The sequence below is a fragment of the Labrys sp. ALF-8 genome, assembly GCF_059699065.1.
The window spans coordinates 100908-117565 of sequence record NZ_AP048537.1; the positions used below are offsets into that span (position 1 = coordinate 100908).

A 16658-nucleotide genomic window follows, 5' to 3' on the forward strand; every position below is an offset into this window, starting at 1 on the left:
TCATTTCCATTGAAGCACTCTTGCTGCTAGAGCAAGAATATGGCCGACAACCTCCTCGACATGCTGGTCTTCGTCCGGGTGGTCGCCGCGGGCAGCCTGTCCGGCGCGGCGCGCGATCTCAGGCTTTCGCTGGCGGTGGTGAGCCGCCGCCTGGCCGGGCTCGAGGAACGGCTCGGCGTGAGGCTCGCCAACCGAACCACGCGCACGCTGGCCCTCACCGAGGAAGGCGCCCGTTTCCATGCCCGCTGCACCCGCATCCTGGCGGAAATCGCCGACGCGGAGATGGAGGCTACGGGTGGCCGCGACACCGCCGTGGGCCTGCTGCGCGTCACCTCCACCTTTGCCTTCGGCACACGCTGGCTGGCGCCGCTGCTGCGGGAGTTCCACGCCGAACATCCCGGTTTGCATGTTCATCTCGACACCACGGACAGCGTCGAGAACATCGTGGAAGGCGGCTACGATCTTGCCGTCCGTTTCGGGACCCTCGCCGATTCCAGCCTGGTCGCCCGACGTCTCGCACCCAACGTGCGGGTGATCTGCGCCTCGCCGGCCTATCTGGACAGGCGGGGCCGACCGAACGCGATCGAGGAACTCGTCGATCATGACTGCATCACCTATGGCGACCCTCCACTGGACCATTGGACCTTCGCCGACGGCACCGTGGTTCATGTTGCCGGTCCCTTCAGCACCAACAATGGCCAACTTGCCCATCGTTGGGCGCTGGAGGGCGCCGGCCTCGCGCTGAAATCCGTCTGGGACATCGGCGCCGATGTCGCGGCCGGCCGCCTGGAGATCCTGCTGCCGCGTTTCAGGCTCCCGGCGGCTCCCATCCATGCCGTTTTTCCACACAGCCGGCTGACGGCCGCAAAGGTCAGGCTCTGCGTGGACTTCCTGGCCGCAAGGCTGAAGTCCCTGGCACCGGCGGGCGTGCGCGGCGATCCCGCCTGACCGCCATCGGGCAGTTCATTTGATACGGACCATGGCGAGGGCTGTCCCCGCTCCGATCAGCAGTCCGCCCGACAGGCGGTTGCGCAAGCGTGCCCGCGATGCGAGCAGGCCGCGGGCACGGCCCGCGAGAAGCGCCCATCCGCTGTCCACGAACACCGCCATCGCGAGGAAGCTCGCGGAGAGGATGACGACCTGCAGGCCGACGGGCGCTTCCATGTTCACGAACTGCGGAAAGAAGGCGCCGTAGAACAGCAGGGTCTTGGGATTGGTCAGCGAGACCAGCAACGCCCGCGTAAAGATACGTCGCGGCGATCTGGCCTCAGGCCTGCCTGCCGGCAGATCGACCGCAGGCGACCGCCACTGCTTGACCCCGAGCCAGACCAGATACGCGACGCCGATCCAGCGCAGAACCTCGAACCACGCCCCCATCGTGCCAAGCACTTCGGACATGCCGAGAGCGGTGAGGGACAGCTGGAGCACCATGGCCGTGCTTGTGCCGGCCACCGTGAGCAGGCCGTAGCGCGATCCGTGGGCGATGCTGTTGGCGACGATCAGCGCCACGTTCGGCCCCGGTATCAGCATGAGGACGAGGACGGCGCCGAGAAAGGCGAGATAGAGACCTGGATCGGTCATGGCACTCTCCTGGAAGGTTTTGAACCGGCGGGGAGTCCTGACATGAAAAACCCCGCCGAATTTCGAGCGGGGTTGCGTACGAGGATGGCGATGGCCTGCTGTCAGCAGGAACCGGAAACCCACGCGCGCGCAAAAACCGCCGCCAAAGTCTGGCAGCGTTGTTGCAGGAGCACATGGAACCGTTCTGTCACCATGCTCCCTCTATACGCGAGAAACGGAAGGCAGGCCAGGGGCGTGGGCAACCTCGCCGGGGCTGCGGCAACCGAACATCCTTCTATGCCGCGACGACGGCCTGCCGGCGCTGCCTCCATCGGGGCCAGAGGATCAACCAGCTCACTAGAGCAAGGTTCACGCAGTTCCACAGGAAGCCGTGCAGGAAGGCCAGGCGATAGGAGCCGGATGCGTCGAAGATCATGCCCGACAGCAGCCCGCCGCAGGCCATGCCGAGCACCGTCGCCATCAGCACCAGGCCGATGCGCGTGCCTGCCTCGCGCGGCGGCAGGAACTGGCGGATGATCACAGCGTACATCGGCACGATGCCGCCCTGGAAAAGGCCAAAAAGCCCTGATATTACATAGAGTGAGGACTGCGAGTTGAAAAAAAGGTAGAGCAGCAGGGCGGCCGCCTGCATGGACGAGCCCAGGATCAGCATCGGGCCGGCCCCGATGCGATCGGCCACCACGCCCGAGGCGAGGCGGCTCACCACGCCCAGGCCGAGCATGAGCGACAGCATCTGCGTGCCCACCGCGACGCCATATCCGAGATCGCCGCAATAGGCGACGATATGGACCTGCGGCATCGACATGGCCATGCAGCAGGCAAACCCCGCGACGACGAGCAGCGCCTGGAGCACGTTCGGCCTCAGGCCGAGTTCCCGGCGCGCGGCGTGCGTCGCGGCCTCCGCGGCGGCAATCTCGGTGGTCGCGGGGCGCCGCTTCAGGGCGAATGCGATCGGCACCATCACCAGGGGAGCGAAAAGGCCGATGCCGACATGCGTGGCACGCCAGCCCTGCGTCGTCTGGAAATGCTCGACTATCAGCGGCCAAACCGTGCCCGCGAGATAGCTGCCGGAAGCGGCGAAGGCGACGGCGAGAGCCCGGCGCTTCCTGAACCAGTGGGACAGATCGGAGATCAGCGGCGCGAAGCCGGCGGCCGAACCGATGCCGATGAAGACATAGACCAGCGCGAACTGCCAGATCGAGGCGGTGAAGGAGGCCGCGACATAGCCGGCGCAAAGCGTGACTGCGCCGATCAGCACGGGCACCACGATCGTGAAGCGATCCGCCAGCCGCCCCATGGCCACCCCGCCGAAGGAGAAGCCGAGCATGGCGCAAGTATAAGGCAGCGATGCGCCGCCGCGCAGCGTATCGAACTCGACCTGGATGGCAGGCAGCGCCACCACGACGGACCAGTTGCCGACGCAGGCCACCGTCCCCAGGATGACCGTCAATACCAGACGCAGCCAGGCATAGGGAGAATCGACGTCGCCGGAGCTTCCGGCCTCGTTCTGCAAAACAGCCACGACGGACGTTTCCTTGATATGATCTTGCCGAACCGCCGCTCGCGTGGCGTGCGTTCCTGCCGCCTATAGCAGGACGCGCACCGCTCGCGCCAGAGCCTGGCGAAGGAACCGAAGGCACGGAGCCCGTGTTCCCCCTCGACAAGGAGGGCGGCGGGATTGACGAAATTCAGGTGGTGCGGCCTCGCAATTGCTTTCGCCCTTGTAATGGCCGCCGGCGCGGGGACGCCTCGCAGCTTGCCTCATGCCCGGACGTATGGCGGCCAGGCACTCCCCCTGCCTCCGCCACGGCCGTCCCTCGAATCACCGCCGGAAAGCGTTCGACCGGAGCCGCCGCCTCAAAAGCCGGCAGAGATCACCCCCGCAACGGCCGCCCCGCCTCCCACGCAACCGGCTCCGCCCCCTGCAGGGGACTGCCTGCAACGGCTGCGCGACCGCGGGGTCACCGCCGAGGCGCGAACACCGGCCGCATTCGCGGATCCGCGTTGCGTTGTCGACCAGCCGATAACGCTGACTTCCCTCACCTCTGGCGGAACGCGTATCGACTTTCCCGACCGCCCGCTTATCGCCTGCGCCACGGCCGAGACGCTCGCCGATTTCGTCAACCAGTTCCTGGTACCGCTCGCGAAGGGCAGCTACGGCCAGCCGATCACCGCGATCGGCACGGGGGCGGGCCTGGAATGCAGGCCCCGCAACAATGTCGCCGGCGCAAAGCTCAGCGCACACGCCCAGGGGCTGGCGATCGACATCGCCCAGTTCCGCCTCGGCGATGGGCGCCTCTACCGGGTCGGCACTCCCGAGGACCAGCACGACCGCGATTTCGACCGCGCCGTCAGGGCCGGCGCCTGCGGCTACTTCCACACCGCCCTCGGCCCGGGAGCAGACCCGTCGCATGCCAATCACTGGCATATGGATCTGGAACCGCGGGGCAGTAACGGAACCAGCCGTTTCTGCCAATAATTCATCCTTTCCGCGCTCACTCGCACAAGCTGTACAAGATTTAATATTTCCAAAAGGTATGGAAAGGAACGAGATCAGTCACCAAATGTTACACAACGTAAGTGTGTTTTATTGTTCATTCGAAGAGGTTTTATCATGCGTAAGATAGTTGCCGGATTGCTTGCCGCCGTTACTGTCGCCGGAAGCGTCATCGCCGTGCCACCCGCCGAAGCCCGCCAGCGCGGGATCTGGCGTCCGAGCGGCCACGGCGCCTATGTTTCGCCCGGACCGCGCCGCTTTGCCGGCCCCGGCTACTACAGGGGCGGCCGCCCTTACGGCTGGTACGGACGCAACCGTGGCTGGCGCGGAGGCTATGGTTGGAGGCCCTATCGGTATGGCTACTATGGCTATGACGGTTATGACGATGGCGACGCCGTCGCCGCCGGCGTCGCCGGCCTGGCCGTCGGAGCGATCCTCGGCGGCGCGCTCAGCCACCGGCACTACCATGCCGGCGGCTCCTGCGCTGCCCGCTTCAGATCCTATAACCCCGCCACGGGCACCTATCTGGGCTATGATGGACTGAGGCATCCATGCCCGTAACGGTTGGGCGATAACCCGGACAGGAGATCCGGCGCCGTCAGGCGACGGGCCAGATCTCCTGGAGCTTCTCGCCCGCCAGAATCCTACGGCGTGCCTCGGCCTCGTTTCGCCCCAGCGCATCGGCGGCGTCGGCTATGTCGCGCAAACGGTTCCTAGGAATGGCCACCACCCCGTCTATATCGCCGAAGATCACGTCGCCCGGATTGACGGTGACCCGTCCGATCCTCACCGGCACCTGCGAGTGTTTCGGCTCCTTCTTTCCGGTGACGCCGACGGGACTGGCCGCCGTGCCGAACAGGGGATAGCCGAGCGCCTTCACCTGGGCGAGATCACGCACGGTCCCGTTGACGATGGTGGCGGCCGCGCCGTGGACCTTGGCCCCCGAACTCATCAGCTCACCCGAGCACGAGCCACCGGCGCAGGACGCCTCGCAGACTAGGATTCCACCCTTGGGGACATTGTCGATGGCATTGTGATAGACGTCCTGCGGCTCGCCCTTGCGATCCGAGGGCTCGAACTGCACCGTCACCGCCGGTCCGCACACCACTTCGCCCGGCTGCAGGCTGCCGAGCAGGGAAATGCCTTCGAGATGACCCCACAGGCCCAGATGCTCCATCGAGTCGTGGACGTCGCCGGAGTACCATTTGCGCAGGCGGGCGATCGAATCCCAATCGGTGTCGGTGTAATCGAAGTCAGGCATTGCTCTCTTCTTTGCGGTTGGCGTTCTCGATAGCGACGCGCAGATAGGCGGCGCTGTTGTCGATCTGGGCGCGCAGCAGCGCCTTGGCGCCGGCTTCGTCGCGGTTGCGGATCATGGTGTAGATGTCCTCGTGCTCGGCATACGCCGCCTCCAGAGACTTGGTCGGCACGCGACTGGAGACCGCGATGACATCCGTGATGAGGCCGTAGAGATTGTCGTAGAACAGCGAGAGGATCTTGTTTCCGGCCGAATGGACGAGGGCAAGATGGAACGCCGCGTCCTGCACGGTGAAGCCGGTGAAGTCGCCGGCATCACGGGCGCGGCGCATGCCGTCAAGCGCGGCCGTCACCTCCTCGTTCACGGGGGTTTCCCTGGCCGCCAGGATGCCTAGCACCTCCGTCTCGATCATTCGGCGCGCGACCATCAACTGCAGGAGATAGTCGGGATCGCTGGCGAGAAGCTGGCGGACCGTCACAGCCAGCGTCCCCATGAACTCGCCCACGTCGGCCCGCACCACGCTGGTGCGTCCGCCGTGCCGCCGCCGCACCAGGCCCTTGGTCTCGAGTATCTGCATCGCCTCGCGCACGGAACGCGTCGATACGCCGAAGTCGCGGGCAATGTCGCCTTCCGAGGGAAGGTGCTCGCCGATCGGAAGTTCACCCGACAGGATCCGGGCCTCGAAAGCGCCGGCGACCGAGGAATGCAGCTTGTCACGGCTTCGATTGTTGTTCGTGGACATCAAGGCCTTCTTCTTTGCGCAATGATCCAGTTCGCCTGCGTCAAGCGACGGATTGACCCGACGCTTATCCGTCTGCGATCCCAGTCAACAGCGGCAGGTGAGAATATCAACATGCGCTGGTCTCGCGTCGGCGCCGACCGAAGCTGCTGCGTCCATCAATCCTGCCTCCCTGTCGAACTCCGGTCGCCTGCGGCCGGAAGCCGGTGCGCCGCCTTGTCGCGGTCGGCTTCGTGCAGGCCGCCTGCTTAAGTTGGTTGACAATAACTCATGACATAAGTCATATGTCAAGAGTGAGCGGCCAAAAGTAGCCGCCCGTAAACAACCGTGCCGGGAATTCGATCCCGGACGTCGGAGCGCAAGCAGCCTGCACCCGGACACGACGGTCCGGAAAGCCGGCGGCGATGAGAGGGAGGAAGGATCGATGATTGGACGGCTATTGCGCCGCGCCGTGGCCACGCTCGGGATGGCGTGCCTGCTCACGGCTCCCGCAGCACTTTCCCACGCACAGACCACGGCCGATCTCGTGAAGAAGGGCAAGGTCACCATCGGCGTGCTGACGGGCATTCCGCCCTATGACACAGTCGACTCCTCCGGCAACACCGATGGGTTCCTGGTGGATCTCGCCCGCGACGTGGCCAAGAATCTCGGGGTCGAACTCGAAGTCGTGCCGGTCAACAACGCCTCCCGCGCTGCCGCGCTGGAATCGGGCCGCGTCGATCTGCTGATCGCCCACATGACGGCGACGCCCGAGCGGGCAAAGACGTTCCTGATGACCAATCCCTACGGCGCCTACGAAATGCGTTTCGTGGCGGCCAAGGACATGCCCCTCAAGTCGCTCGACGACCTCAAGGGCAAGCGTATTTCCGTGCCCAAGGGCAGCACGCAGGATGCCGCCGTCAGCGGCTACAACATCGAGGGCGCAGAGGTCGTGCGCTTCGACGACGACGCCCTCGCCATGCAGGCCCTGATCTCCGGGCAGGTCGACGCCACTGCCGCAGTGGCGACCGTCGCCAACGACGTGATCGCCAAGCGCAACCTCACCAATCTGGAGGTGAAGACGGAAGTGCCGATCTTCACGCTGTACTGGTCCATGGCCGTGCGGAAGGACGCCGGCGAGCTGCATCAGTGGCTGAACAACTTCATCTACTACGAAGAGATCACCGGGCGTCTCAACGAACTCCACAAGAAGTGGGTCGGCGTCCCGATCCCCGGCGGCAAGTTGCCGACCTTCTGATCGTCCTCGGGATGCATCCAGGCGTGCCGGGCGATCCTCGTCCGGCACCGCCAGGGAGAGCTTGCAATGGCCTATGAGATGAATTTTGCGCCGGTGTTCGCCCGGACGCCCGATCTCGTGCATGGCACGATCAACACGATCGTCCTGTCGGCGGAATCGATCGCCATCGGGCTTGCCATCGGACTCGGCGTTGCGCTGGCACGCGTGAACGGGCCACGGTGGAGCGCCGCCGCCGGTGCCACCTATGTGGAAGCCTTCCGCAACACGCCGTTGCTGGTCCAGCTCTTCCTCCTGTTTTTCGGCCTGCCCTATGTCGGCCTTCGCCTCAGCGCCGATCATGCCGCCATCATGGCGATCTCGCTCAATCTCGGTGCCTATTCGGCGGAAATCTTCCGGGCCGGCCTTCTGGCGATCCCCCGCACGCAGATCGAAGCCGGCCTCGCCCTCGGCCTCTCGCGCCTGCAGGTGATGCGCTACATCATCATCGTCCCGGCCCTTCGCGTAGTCTACCCGGCCCTCACCGGCCAGCTCACCCTTACGCTGCTGGGCACTTCGATCGCCTCGTCGATATCGGCGACCGAACTCACTCTTGCCGGTTCGAAGATCGAATCACAATCCTTTCGCAGCCTCGAAACCTTCCTGGTCGTGGCGGCGATCTACATCTGCGTCACCTTCTGCTTCCGCCTGGTCTACTGGCTGATCGGCCTCTGGCTCTTCCGGCGCCGCGACCCACAGGCGGGCCTTGCCGGCGCCGTGCTCAAGCTCGACACGAGGGAGGGCCGAGCATGATCCAGACCTTCGGATGGCCCAGCGTCGTCTTCCTTCTCCATGGCCTGATGTGGACGGTCGGCCTGTCGATCCTGACCTTCGTGTTCGGCGGCATCTTCGGCCTCGTCTTCGCCCTGGGACGCGCACTCGGGCCGCGGTGGCTCAAGGCGATCATCGCCGCCTATATCCAGCTCGTGCAGGCAACCCCGCTCCTGATCGTGGTGTTCCTCGCCTTCTACGGGCTGAGCTTCCTCGGTCTGTATTTCCCGCCATTCGCGGCGGCCGCGATCTCGCTCACCATGTATGCCACGGCGTATCTCGCGGACATCTGGCGCGGCTGCATCGAAGCCATACCGCCCACCCAGTGGGAAGCGGCCGACTCGCTGGCGCTGACGCCGGTCCAGAAGCTGCGATACGTCATCCTGCCCCAGGCGATGCGCATCGCGCTCGGCCCGACCGTCGGCTTCATGGTGCAGATCGTCAAGAACACCTCCGTGACCGCCCTGATCGGCTTCGTGGAACTGACCCGCGCGGGCCAGCTCCTCAACAACATGACCTTCCAGCCCTTCCACGTCTTCCTGACCGTGGCGGTCATGTATTTCGCCGTCTGCTACCCGCTGTCCTGGTGGAGCGAAGCTTTGAAGGAGAGGAAGCATGCTGGCGCTACGCATTGAAAATCTTCGTAAATCCTATGGCGCCCTGCCCGTCCTGAACGGCATCGACCTCACTGTGGCCAATGGAGACGTGGTCGCGATCATCGGTCGTTCGGGCTCGGGCAAGAGCACGATGCTCCGCTGCATCAACGGGCTCGAACCTTTCCAGGAGGGCGCGATCGAGGTGGCCGGCCACAAGGTCGACCGCTCCGGCGCCAACCTGCGCGCGCTGCGGCGGGAGGTCGGCATGGTGTTCCAGAGCTACAACCTCTTTCCTCATCTCAACGTCGCCGAGAACATCACGCTGGCGCCCCGGGTGGTGAAGGGCCTTCCGCGCGAACAGAGCGCCGCGCTGGTGCATGAGGTCCTCACCCGCGTCGGCCTCGCCGACAAGGCCGGCGCCTATCCCGACCAGTTGTCCGGCGGGCAGCAGCAGCGTGTCGCCATCGCCCGCTCCCTCGCCATGAAACCCAAGGTCATGCTGTTCGACGAGGTGACGTCGGCGCTCGACCCAGAGCTCACCGGCGAAGTTCTCAAGACCATCTCCGAGCTCGCCAGAGCCGGCATGACCATGATGCTGGTGACCCATGAGATGGGCTTCGCCCGGCGCGTGGCGAACCGCACCGTCTTCATGCACCAGGGCACCGTCTGGGAAGAGGGACGGTCGGAAGAGATCTTCGCCAATCCACGCACACCCGAGCTCCGCAGCTTCATCGCGCCGGACCTCAAGTAAGTTCCAGCCTTCGCAAATCAGGAGAAGACCTTTGGCACCGCCCGAAAATACCAATCTAGCCGCCAAGATGAAGCGTGGAGAGCCCGTGTTCGGCGCCACGATGTATACCGGCTCGACCACCGCCGTCGAAGTTGCGGCCAATTGGGGGCTCGACTTCGCCTTCATCGACGCCGAGCACACGCCGGTCAACGTGGATGGCCAGATGGAAAAGCTGGTGCTCGCCGCCCTGCTTTCGGGCATCGCGCCGCTGGTGCGCGTGCGTGGCACCAATGAATGGGACATCCGCAAGTCGCTGGAGTTCGGCGCCACCGGCGTGATCGTGCCGCAGGTGAACAATGCCGACCAGGCGCGTGCCATCGTGAAGGCCGCCAAGTTCCCGCCGTTCGGCCGTCGCGGGGGCGACGCCTCCTGCCGTGCGGCCGGCTTCGCCGGTCCGGGCTTTCAGTGGTCGAAATACATGGAGCACGAGAACGCAACGCGCCTCGTGATACCGATGGCCGAGAGTTACGAGTTCTTCGACAACATTGACGAGATTCTCGAAGTCGAGGGCATCGACGTCATCAATTTCGGGCCGGCCGACTATTCCATCTCGCGCCAGATCTCGATCGACTATTCCATGTCGCATCCGGAGGTCGAGGAGAAGCTCGCGGAGCTGATCGAGAAGTGCCACGCCCGCGGCATCAAGGTGATGGCGCCCTGCATTCCGCCGGTGGCCGAGAATGTGATCGCCCTCAAGAAGAAGGGCGTCGACATGATCATCATGGGAAATGACGTGATGTTCCTCAACGCAGGCTGCCGCGGGGCCCGCGAGGCGATCGACACTGCTGCCAGGACCGCCTGAAACCATAGACATCCGGAGTATGAAATCATGAGCGATCCTTTCAGCGTGGACGGCCGTGTCGTCGTCGTCACCGGCGGCCTCGGCCAGCTCGGCACCCAGTTCAGCAGGTCCCTGGCGCAAGCAGGCGCCAAGGTGGCCATTTTCAGCCGCCGTCCGTTCGCGAGCGACAAGCTGGCCGAGAAGTTTCCCGGCCTGACCGACCGCATCCGCGTCTACGAGGCGAGCGTGCGCGACAAGAAGGCGCTCGAGGAGGCAACCGACAGGCTGGTCGCCGACTGGGGCGTGCCGCACGTCCTCGTCAACAATGCCGGCATCGATTCCAAGCCGGACGGCTCGGCCGAGCAGAACGCGCCCTTCGAGGACTATCCGCAGAAATATTGGGACGAGATCATCGACACCAACCTCACCGGCGTGATGCTGACGAGTCAGGTCGTCGGCAGCCGCATGGCGGGTGAGCGGCGGGGCTCGATCATCAACGTCGGCTCGATCTACGGCATCGTCTCGCCCAACCAGGCTCTCTACGCCTATCGCGAGAAGCGCGACGGCGTGCCGTTCATCAAGGCCGTATCCTACGCCGCCTCGAAATCGGGGCTGGTCAACCTCACGCGCTATCTCGCCACCTACTGGGCGCCGAAGAAGGTGCGCGTCAACCTGATCTCCTTCGGCGGCGTGAAGACCGCGACCTTCGACAAGGAATTCATCGATGCCTTCCTCGAACGCGTACCAATGGGGCGCCAGGCCGAGATCGACGAATATAACGGCGTCGTCCGCTTCCTCGCCTCGGATGCCTCTTCGTACATGACGGGCTCCAACGTCGTGGTCGACGGCGGCTTCACCGCCTGGTGAGACCTCCTGGGGGCAGCGCGCGAAGACGGCCTGCCCCCTCGCCTTCCTTCAGCCGACAATCCGCCGCGCGCTCGCCACCGTCGGGCGCGGGAGCGCGGCGAATTCACAAGCGAGGCCCGCACGGGCCTCATGCATCGCGTGGACGGCGGCGTGCGCTTCATTAGGCCCCTGCCTCGTTCGGCGTCGGTGGCAAAGATCTCAGGCAAGAGGGTTGGCCACAGTCTCCCCCGCGGAGCGGATTGTTCCATGCGCAAATTCGCGGACCCGCCGCACATCCTGATTGATTTCATGAAATCGCAGCAGACGTCGCATGTCCCGCAGAGGCCGTCGCTTCTGGTTTACTTGCCTGCCGGATCCCGAAACACCATGCTGCCCTGGGGAGGTCTTGCGTAACGTAAGCTACCGCCCCCTCAAGACCGTCTCAGGGAAACCGCGCTCATGACAGACAAGACCTATCCGCAGAATGCCCCGGGCCTCATACTGGATCGCCGCGAATTGATGAAGGGCGCGGCAGCGCTCGGCCTTGGCTTCGGCGCCTTCGGTGCTCTTGGAGAGCCGGCACGGGCGGCCGATGCGCCAAAGAAAGGCGGCACGTTCCGCATCGGCATGGAAGGCGGCTCGGCCTCCGACGGTCTCGACCCGCGCGCCTTCGCGGATTCGATCCCGCTGAACTACGGCTACCAGATCTGGAACGGACTCATCGAGATCGATTCGCAGGGCAAGGCCGTCGGCGAGCTGCTCGAGAGCTGGGAAGCCAAGCCCGGCGCCAAGGAATGGATCTTCAACATCCGCAAGGGCGTCACCTTCCATTCCGGCAAGACACTCGATGCCGACGACATCATCTACTCGCTCAACCTGCACCGCGGCGACACCAAGTCCGCCGCCAAGGACCTGCTGAGCGGCATTTCCGAGATCAAGAAGCTCTCACCCAACCAGATCCAGATTACGCTGAGCGCCGGCAACATCAACCTGCCCTACAACCTCACGGACTACCACATCCTCGGCATTCCCAACGGCTTCACGGACTTCTCCAAGCCGGACGGCACCGGCGCCTACAAGCTGGTGAGCTTCGAGCCGGGCGTGCGCGTGGTGACCCAGAATACCGGTCACTACTGGAAGGAAGGATGCGGCAATTTCGACGGAGTGGAACTGCAGTACATCCCCGACGCCACCGCCCGCATGCAGGCCCTGCTGGCCGGACAGGTCGATGCCATCAACCGCATCGACCCCAAGACGGTTGAGATCGTCACCGCCTCGCCGGACACGCAACTGGTGCAGAGCAAGGGCACGGGCAACCGCTACTGCTTCGCCGCATTGTGCGACACCGCGCCCTACGACAATCTCGACACCCGCCTCGCCCTGAAATACGGCATCGACCGCAAGAAGATCGTCGATACCGTCTATATGGGTTACGCGACCATCGGCAACGACACCACGATCAGCCCGATGAACCCCTATTTCGACAAGGATCTGCCCCAGACGCCCTACGACCCCGAGAAGGCTGCGTTCCACTACAAGAAGGCCGGCAGCCCCAAGCTCGAGCTCAAGGTTTCCGAAGGTGCGTTCTCCGGCGCCACGGATGCGGGCGTGCTCTACCAGGAGGCCATGAAGCAGGCCGGCATCGACCTCACGGTCACGCGCGTTTCGGGCGATGGCTACTGGTCGAACGTCTGGCTGAAGGACCCCTTCTGCGCCGTCTACTGGGGCGACCGGCCGGCCATCGACCTGCAGCTCTCGCAGACCTTCCTGTCGGACGCGGCCTGGAACGATACGCATTGGAAGCGCCCCGACTTCGACAAGCTGGTGATCGCCGCCCGCGTCGAGGAAGACGACGCCAAGCGCCGGCAGATGTACAACGAGGCGCAGAAGATGATCCACGACGACGGCGGCATGGTCGTCTACGCGGTCAGCGACTATCTCGACGGCTATGCCAAGAAGGTCGCCGGCGTCGCGCCGCATCCGCGCTATGACATGTGCGACCAGCGTGCTGCGGAAAAGGCTTGGTTCGCGGCGTAAACGCGGCCCGACAACCCGGATGGCGGTCCGTGACCGCCATCCCCATCACCCCCACCAGAAGATCGCCGCGATGATCACATAGAGGCCGACCAGCGCCGCTCCGTCGGCCATGTCCGCGCGTCCGTCCGCCGTGACCACCACGCCGATGATCGCGGACAGCATCAGCGCTACCGCCAGCATGGGCGGCACCACCAGCGTGAAGGGCGTCCCGCCCATCAGATAGCTCGCGAAGACCAGCACCGGGATCAGCGCGAGAGCGACCTGTAGCGATGAGTTCAGGATCACGCTGATGGCAAGCTCCGCCTGGTTGCGAAGCGCGAACTGAATGCCCACGACATTCTCCACCGCATTGCCGACGATGGCGACGATGACGAGGCCGGCGAAGGCTTGCGAAATGCCGAAGACCTCGATGGCCGGTGTCAGGGCCTCGACGAACCAGTCCGACACGAAGAGTGCGGCGACACCGGCCAGTGCGAGAATGGTGAGAGCCAGCCAGAGCGGCCAGCCATCCTCGTGATCCCGGGCCTCCGCGGGCACCGTGCGTTCGCTGCCGTCGAGCATGACGCGCACCGACACGAAGAAAACCACCAGAAGCACGCCGGCGCAGACGAGTGCGAGCCTGTCCTCGTGGGCGCCCGCCGGCAGATGCATGATCGAGGCCAGCGTCGGCAGCATCAGGGCCGAGACGGCCAGCAGCAGCAGGGCCGCGATCATTCGGGGACCGGCTGCATTGAAGACGAGCACCTTGTGGCGCGCGCTGCCGGCCAGGAAGGCGATACCCAGAACGAGCAGGCTGTTGCCGAGGATGGAGCCGATCAGCGAGGCCTGCACCACTTCCACGAGGCCGGCGCGCAGGGCGAAGATGCAGACGCAAAGCTCAGGAAGATTGCCAACCGCAGACTGCACGATCCCCGTAGCGGCCGGCCCGAGATGTCGTCCCAGATGGTCCGTGGAATCACCAATCAGCGCCGCGAGGCCCGCCAGCGCGAAGGCGCCGCTCACGAAGACCAGCACATGCGGAAGACCGGCATAGACAGCAATCCCGGTACCGGTCGACGCAAGCAGCGCGACGGCAAGAGTGATGAAATCGCGCTTGGTCAGCATGGCGTCCCCCGCTGGCAAGCCGCCGGGCTTGTCCCGCCCCGAAACCTAGCCTTCCATTGGAACGGTGGAAAGGACCTCCCGCCTGAAGGCGGGCCAACAAGCGGGAGCGATGAAGCCGGCGATGAAAAGGTGCCTGGCGTCTCGAAGGCCTGCGCCCACAACATCATAAAATACGATAATTTATTATGCTTTACGCGAGATATCAGGCCACGCCGGTTCACAAATTAAGAAAAATCCTGAAATCTCATGATAAATTGACATATCGGACCTCTTGCGTCGATCTCTAATTGTGATTTATGTGATAAATAATACGATAATTAAAAGATCGATGCACCAAGGATGCTGAATTGAAAATCACCGCCGTCCACACCCGCGTGGTGAACGCGGAAATGCGCAACTGGGTGTTCGTCAAGATCGAGACGGACGAGCCCGGGCTCCATGGCTGGGGCGAGGCCACGCTCGAATGGAAGACCCAGGCCGTCGTCGGTGCGATCAAGGATCTGACGCCGCTGGTGATCGGACGCGATCCCCGCGATATCGAACAGGCCGTGCGGGCGATGAAGCGCCAGTCCTTCTGGCGGCTCGGCGCCATCGGCATGAGCGCCATTTCCGGTATCGAGATCGCCCTCTGGGACATCCTGGGCAAGCACCTGAACGTCCCGGTGTGGCGCCTTCTCGGCGGCAAGGTGCGCGACAAGGTGCGTGTCTACACTCATCTCGGTCTCGGCGACATGCGCGCGGTCTATGAATCCATGGACGAGGCGCCGCTGGTTGAGCGCGCCCGCGAGGTGGTGGAGAAGGGATACAAGGCCTTCAAGGCGGTGTTCATTCCCTACACGCATTTCCACGCCCCCCTGCCCGACGTCAGCAAGGTCGAGAGGCTGATGGGCGCATTGCGGTCGGCGGTCGGCGAGGAGATCGAGATCATGGTCGATTTCCATGGCCGCCCTGCCTCGGTCGGCGCTGCACTCGCCTATATCGAGGCCCTCGAACCCGGCCGCCCCATGTTCGTGGAAGAGCCCCTGCCGCCGGGCGAAACGCTTGGCCTCGCCAGCATCGCCGCGCGAACGAAAGTGCCTCTGGCAACCGGCGAGCGCCTGGTGGAGCGCAGCGAGTTCGACGAATTGTTCCGCGCCCGCGCCATCGACATCGCCCAGCCGGACATCTGCCATTGCGGCGGCCTGGGTGAAGCCAAGAAGATCGCGGCCATGGCCGATACCATCGGCATCGGCGTCGCTCCCCATAATCCCCTCGGACCGATCGCTGGCGTCGCGGCCCTGCATTTCGCCGTCTCGACGCCCAACCACGTGATCCAGGAGGAGATGGTAGGGGCCGTGCCCTGGTACTTTGACGTGGTGCAGGGGCCGATCCGCCTGGTCGACGGCTTCTGGCAGGTGCCGGACCAGCCAGGGCTCGGCATCGAGGTGGACGAAGCCGAATGCGCCCGCCATCCCTATGCGCCGGAAGTGATCCACACCCTCAACGCCGTCCTCGACGATGGCACCATCGTGGACTGGTAACATGACCGGCAGGCTCCAGGGCAAGGTCGCCATCGTCACCGGCGCCGGCCAGGGCATTGGAGAGGCCATCGCCATCGCCTTCCACCGCGAGGGAGCGGCGGTGATGATCGCCGAGGCCAACGAGAAGACGGGCCGCGCTGTGGCGGAACGGCTGTCGCTGCTGGGCGGACGATCGGCCTTCGCCAGGACGGACGTGACGAAGCCGGACGAGGTCGCCGCCATGGTCGAGGCGACGCAGCGGGACCTCGGGCCAGTCGATATCCTCGTCAACAACGCCGGCATCAACGTCTTCCATGAGCCGCTCGACACTTCGGAAGAAGAATGGCGGCGCTGCTTCGCGGTCGATCTCGAGGGCGTGTGGACAGTCTCCAAGGCCGTCCTGCCGCACCTCATCGCCCGTAAGGGCGGGGCCATCGTCAATATCGCCTCGAGTCACTCCTTCTCGATCATTCCGAACTGCTTTCCCTATCCGGTCGCCAAGCACGGGCTGCTCGGCCTCACCAGGGCACTCGGCATCCAGTATGCAGCCGAGAACATCCGGGTGAACGCCATCGCGCCCGGCTATATCGAGACGCCGATCGCGGTCGAGTACTGGAACACCTTCGAGAATCCCGCCGCCGAGCGGCAGCGCGCCTGTGACCTGCATCCGCCGAGGAGGATAGGCCGGCCGGAAGAGGTGGCGATGACCGCGCTGTTCCTGGCGTCGGACGAGGCCCCCTTCATCAATGCCGCCTGCATCGTCATCGATGGGGGGCGTTCGGTGCTGTACCACGAGTAGCCAGGCGAGTGCGCCGCACCGACGCTGCCGGCTGTTCGTAACCGCCACGATCCCTTTGCTTGCCGCGCCGTCCGACAATACTCTAGG

At 64.6% G+C, this 16658-nt stretch carries 17 protein-coding genes; 12 read left to right on the forward strand and 5 right to left on the reverse strand.

Annotated elements, in window-relative coordinates; genetic code table 11:
• Window positions 1-39 precede the first annotated feature (39 nt).
• On the forward strand, window positions 40-948 hold the full coding sequence (locus AC6H34_RS00525; protein ID WP_448146667.1) for a LysR family transcriptional regulator: 909 nt from the start codon (window positions 40-42) through the stop codon (window positions 946-948).
• A gap of 15 nt (window positions 949-963) precedes the next feature.
• On the opposite strand, the gene AC6H34_RS00530 is transcribed toward AC6H34_RS00525, so the two are convergent.
• Window positions 964-1581: a LysE family translocator gene (locus AC6H34_RS00530; RefSeq protein WP_448146666.1), complete on the reverse strand. Its 618-nt coding sequence runs from the start codon at window positions 1579-1581 to the stop codon at window positions 964-966.
• A gap of 274 nt (window positions 1582-1855) precedes the next feature.
• Window positions 1856-3103 (reverse strand): MFS transporter, encoded by a 1248-nt coding sequence (locus AC6H34_RS00535; protein WP_448146665.1) that lies wholly within the window; start codon window positions 3101-3103, stop codon window positions 1856-1858.
• Window positions 3104-3259: 156 nt separating this feature from the next.
• On the opposite strand from AC6H34_RS00535, the gene AC6H34_RS00540 reads away from it, so the two are divergent.
• The gene (locus AC6H34_RS00540) at window positions 3260-4060 is read left to right on the forward strand and encodes an extensin family protein (protein ID WP_448146664.1); all 801 of its coding nucleotides are present in this window, start codon (window positions 3260-3262) and stop codon (window positions 4058-4060) included.
• A gap of 135 nt (window positions 4061-4195) precedes the next feature.
• A complete protein-coding gene (locus AC6H34_RS00545) occupies window positions 4196-4639 on the forward strand; it encodes a BA14K family protein (protein WP_448146663.1) in 444 nt (147 codons plus the stop codon).
• A gap of 37 nt (window positions 4640-4676) precedes the next feature.
• On the opposite strand, the gene AC6H34_RS00550 is transcribed toward AC6H34_RS00545, so the two are convergent.
• Window positions 4677-5339 carry an RraA family protein gene (locus AC6H34_RS00550; RefSeq protein WP_497537572.1) on the reverse strand — a complete coding sequence of 221 codons (663 nt, stop codon included), beginning with the start codon at window positions 5337-5339 and terminating at the stop codon, window positions 4677-4679.
• The gene (locus AC6H34_RS00555) at window positions 5332-6078 is read right to left on the reverse strand and encodes a FadR/GntR family transcriptional regulator (protein WP_448146661.1); all 747 of its coding nucleotides are present in this window, start codon (window positions 6076-6078) and stop codon (window positions 5332-5334) included. Before AC6H34_RS00555 ends, AC6H34_RS00550 begins: the two co-directional genes overlap by 8 nt.
• Before the next feature lie 421 nt (window positions 6079-6499).
• On the opposite strand from AC6H34_RS00555, the gene AC6H34_RS00560 reads away from it, so the two are divergent.
• The 7 genes from AC6H34_RS00560 to AC6H34_RS00590 all read left to right on the forward strand — a co-directional run bounded on the left by AC6H34_RS00560 (window position 6500) and on the right by AC6H34_RS00590 (window position 13169).
• The gene (locus tag AC6H34_RS00560; RefSeq protein WP_448146660.1) at window positions 6500-7312 is read left to right on the forward strand and encodes a transporter substrate-binding domain-containing protein; all 813 of its coding nucleotides are present in this window, start codon (window positions 6500-6502) and stop codon (window positions 7310-7312) included.
• Window positions 7313-7378: 66 nt separating this feature from the next.
• Entirely contained in the window at window positions 7379-8101 is a 723-nt protein-coding gene (locus AC6H34_RS00565) for an amino acid ABC transporter permease (protein WP_497537573.1), read from the forward strand.
• Window positions 8098-8754 (forward strand): amino acid ABC transporter permease, encoded by a 657-nt coding sequence (locus AC6H34_RS00570; RefSeq protein ID WP_448146658.1) that lies wholly within the window; start codon window positions 8098-8100, stop codon window positions 8752-8754. The genes AC6H34_RS00565 and AC6H34_RS00570 overlap by 4 nt, the downstream gene beginning before the upstream one ends.
• Window positions 8735-9466, forward strand: a complete 732-nt coding sequence (locus AC6H34_RS00575) for an amino acid ABC transporter ATP-binding protein (RefSeq protein WP_497537574.1) — start codon at window positions 8735-8737, stop codon at window positions 9464-9466. Before AC6H34_RS00570 ends, AC6H34_RS00575 begins: the two co-directional genes overlap by 20 nt.
• A gap of 31 nt (window positions 9467-9497) precedes the next feature.
• The gene (locus AC6H34_RS00580) at window positions 9498-10307 is read left to right on the forward strand and encodes an HpcH/HpaI aldolase family protein (protein WP_497537575.1); all 810 of its coding nucleotides are present in this window, start codon (window positions 9498-9500) and stop codon (window positions 10305-10307) included.
• A gap of 27 nt (window positions 10308-10334) precedes the next feature.
• Window positions 10335-11153: an SDR family oxidoreductase gene (locus tag AC6H34_RS00585; RefSeq protein WP_448146655.1), complete on the forward strand. Its 819-nt coding sequence runs from the start codon at window positions 10335-10337 to the stop codon at window positions 11151-11153.
• A gap of 438 nt (window positions 11154-11591) precedes the next feature.
• Window positions 11592-13169, forward strand: coding sequence for an ABC transporter substrate-binding protein (locus AC6H34_RS00590; protein ID WP_448146654.1), 1578 nt, complete (start codon window positions 11592-11594; stop codon window positions 13167-13169).
• Window positions 13170-13214: 45 nt separating this feature from the next.
• Here the strand turns inward: AC6H34_RS00590 and AC6H34_RS00595 are convergent, their stop codons facing one another.
• Window positions 13215-14273: a calcium:cation antiporter gene (locus AC6H34_RS00595; RefSeq protein WP_497537576.1), complete on the reverse strand. Its 1059-nt coding sequence runs from the start codon at window positions 14271-14273 to the stop codon at window positions 13215-13217.
• Window positions 14274-14620: 347 nt separating this feature from the next.
• On the opposite strand from AC6H34_RS00595, the gene dgoD reads away from it, so the two are divergent.
• Together dgoD and AC6H34_RS00605 are read left to right on the forward strand one after the other, a co-directional pair.
• Window positions 14621-15793: a galactonate dehydratase gene (dgoD, locus tag AC6H34_RS00600; RefSeq protein WP_448146652.1), complete on the forward strand. Its 1173-nt coding sequence runs from the start codon at window positions 14621-14623 to the stop codon at window positions 15791-15793.
• A 1-nt stretch (window position 15794) separates the two neighbouring features.
• Window positions 15795-16571, forward strand: a complete 777-nt coding sequence (locus tag AC6H34_RS00605) for an SDR family oxidoreductase (protein WP_448146651.1) — start codon at window positions 15795-15797, stop codon at window positions 16569-16571.
• Window positions 16572-16658: the final 87 nt, after the last annotated feature.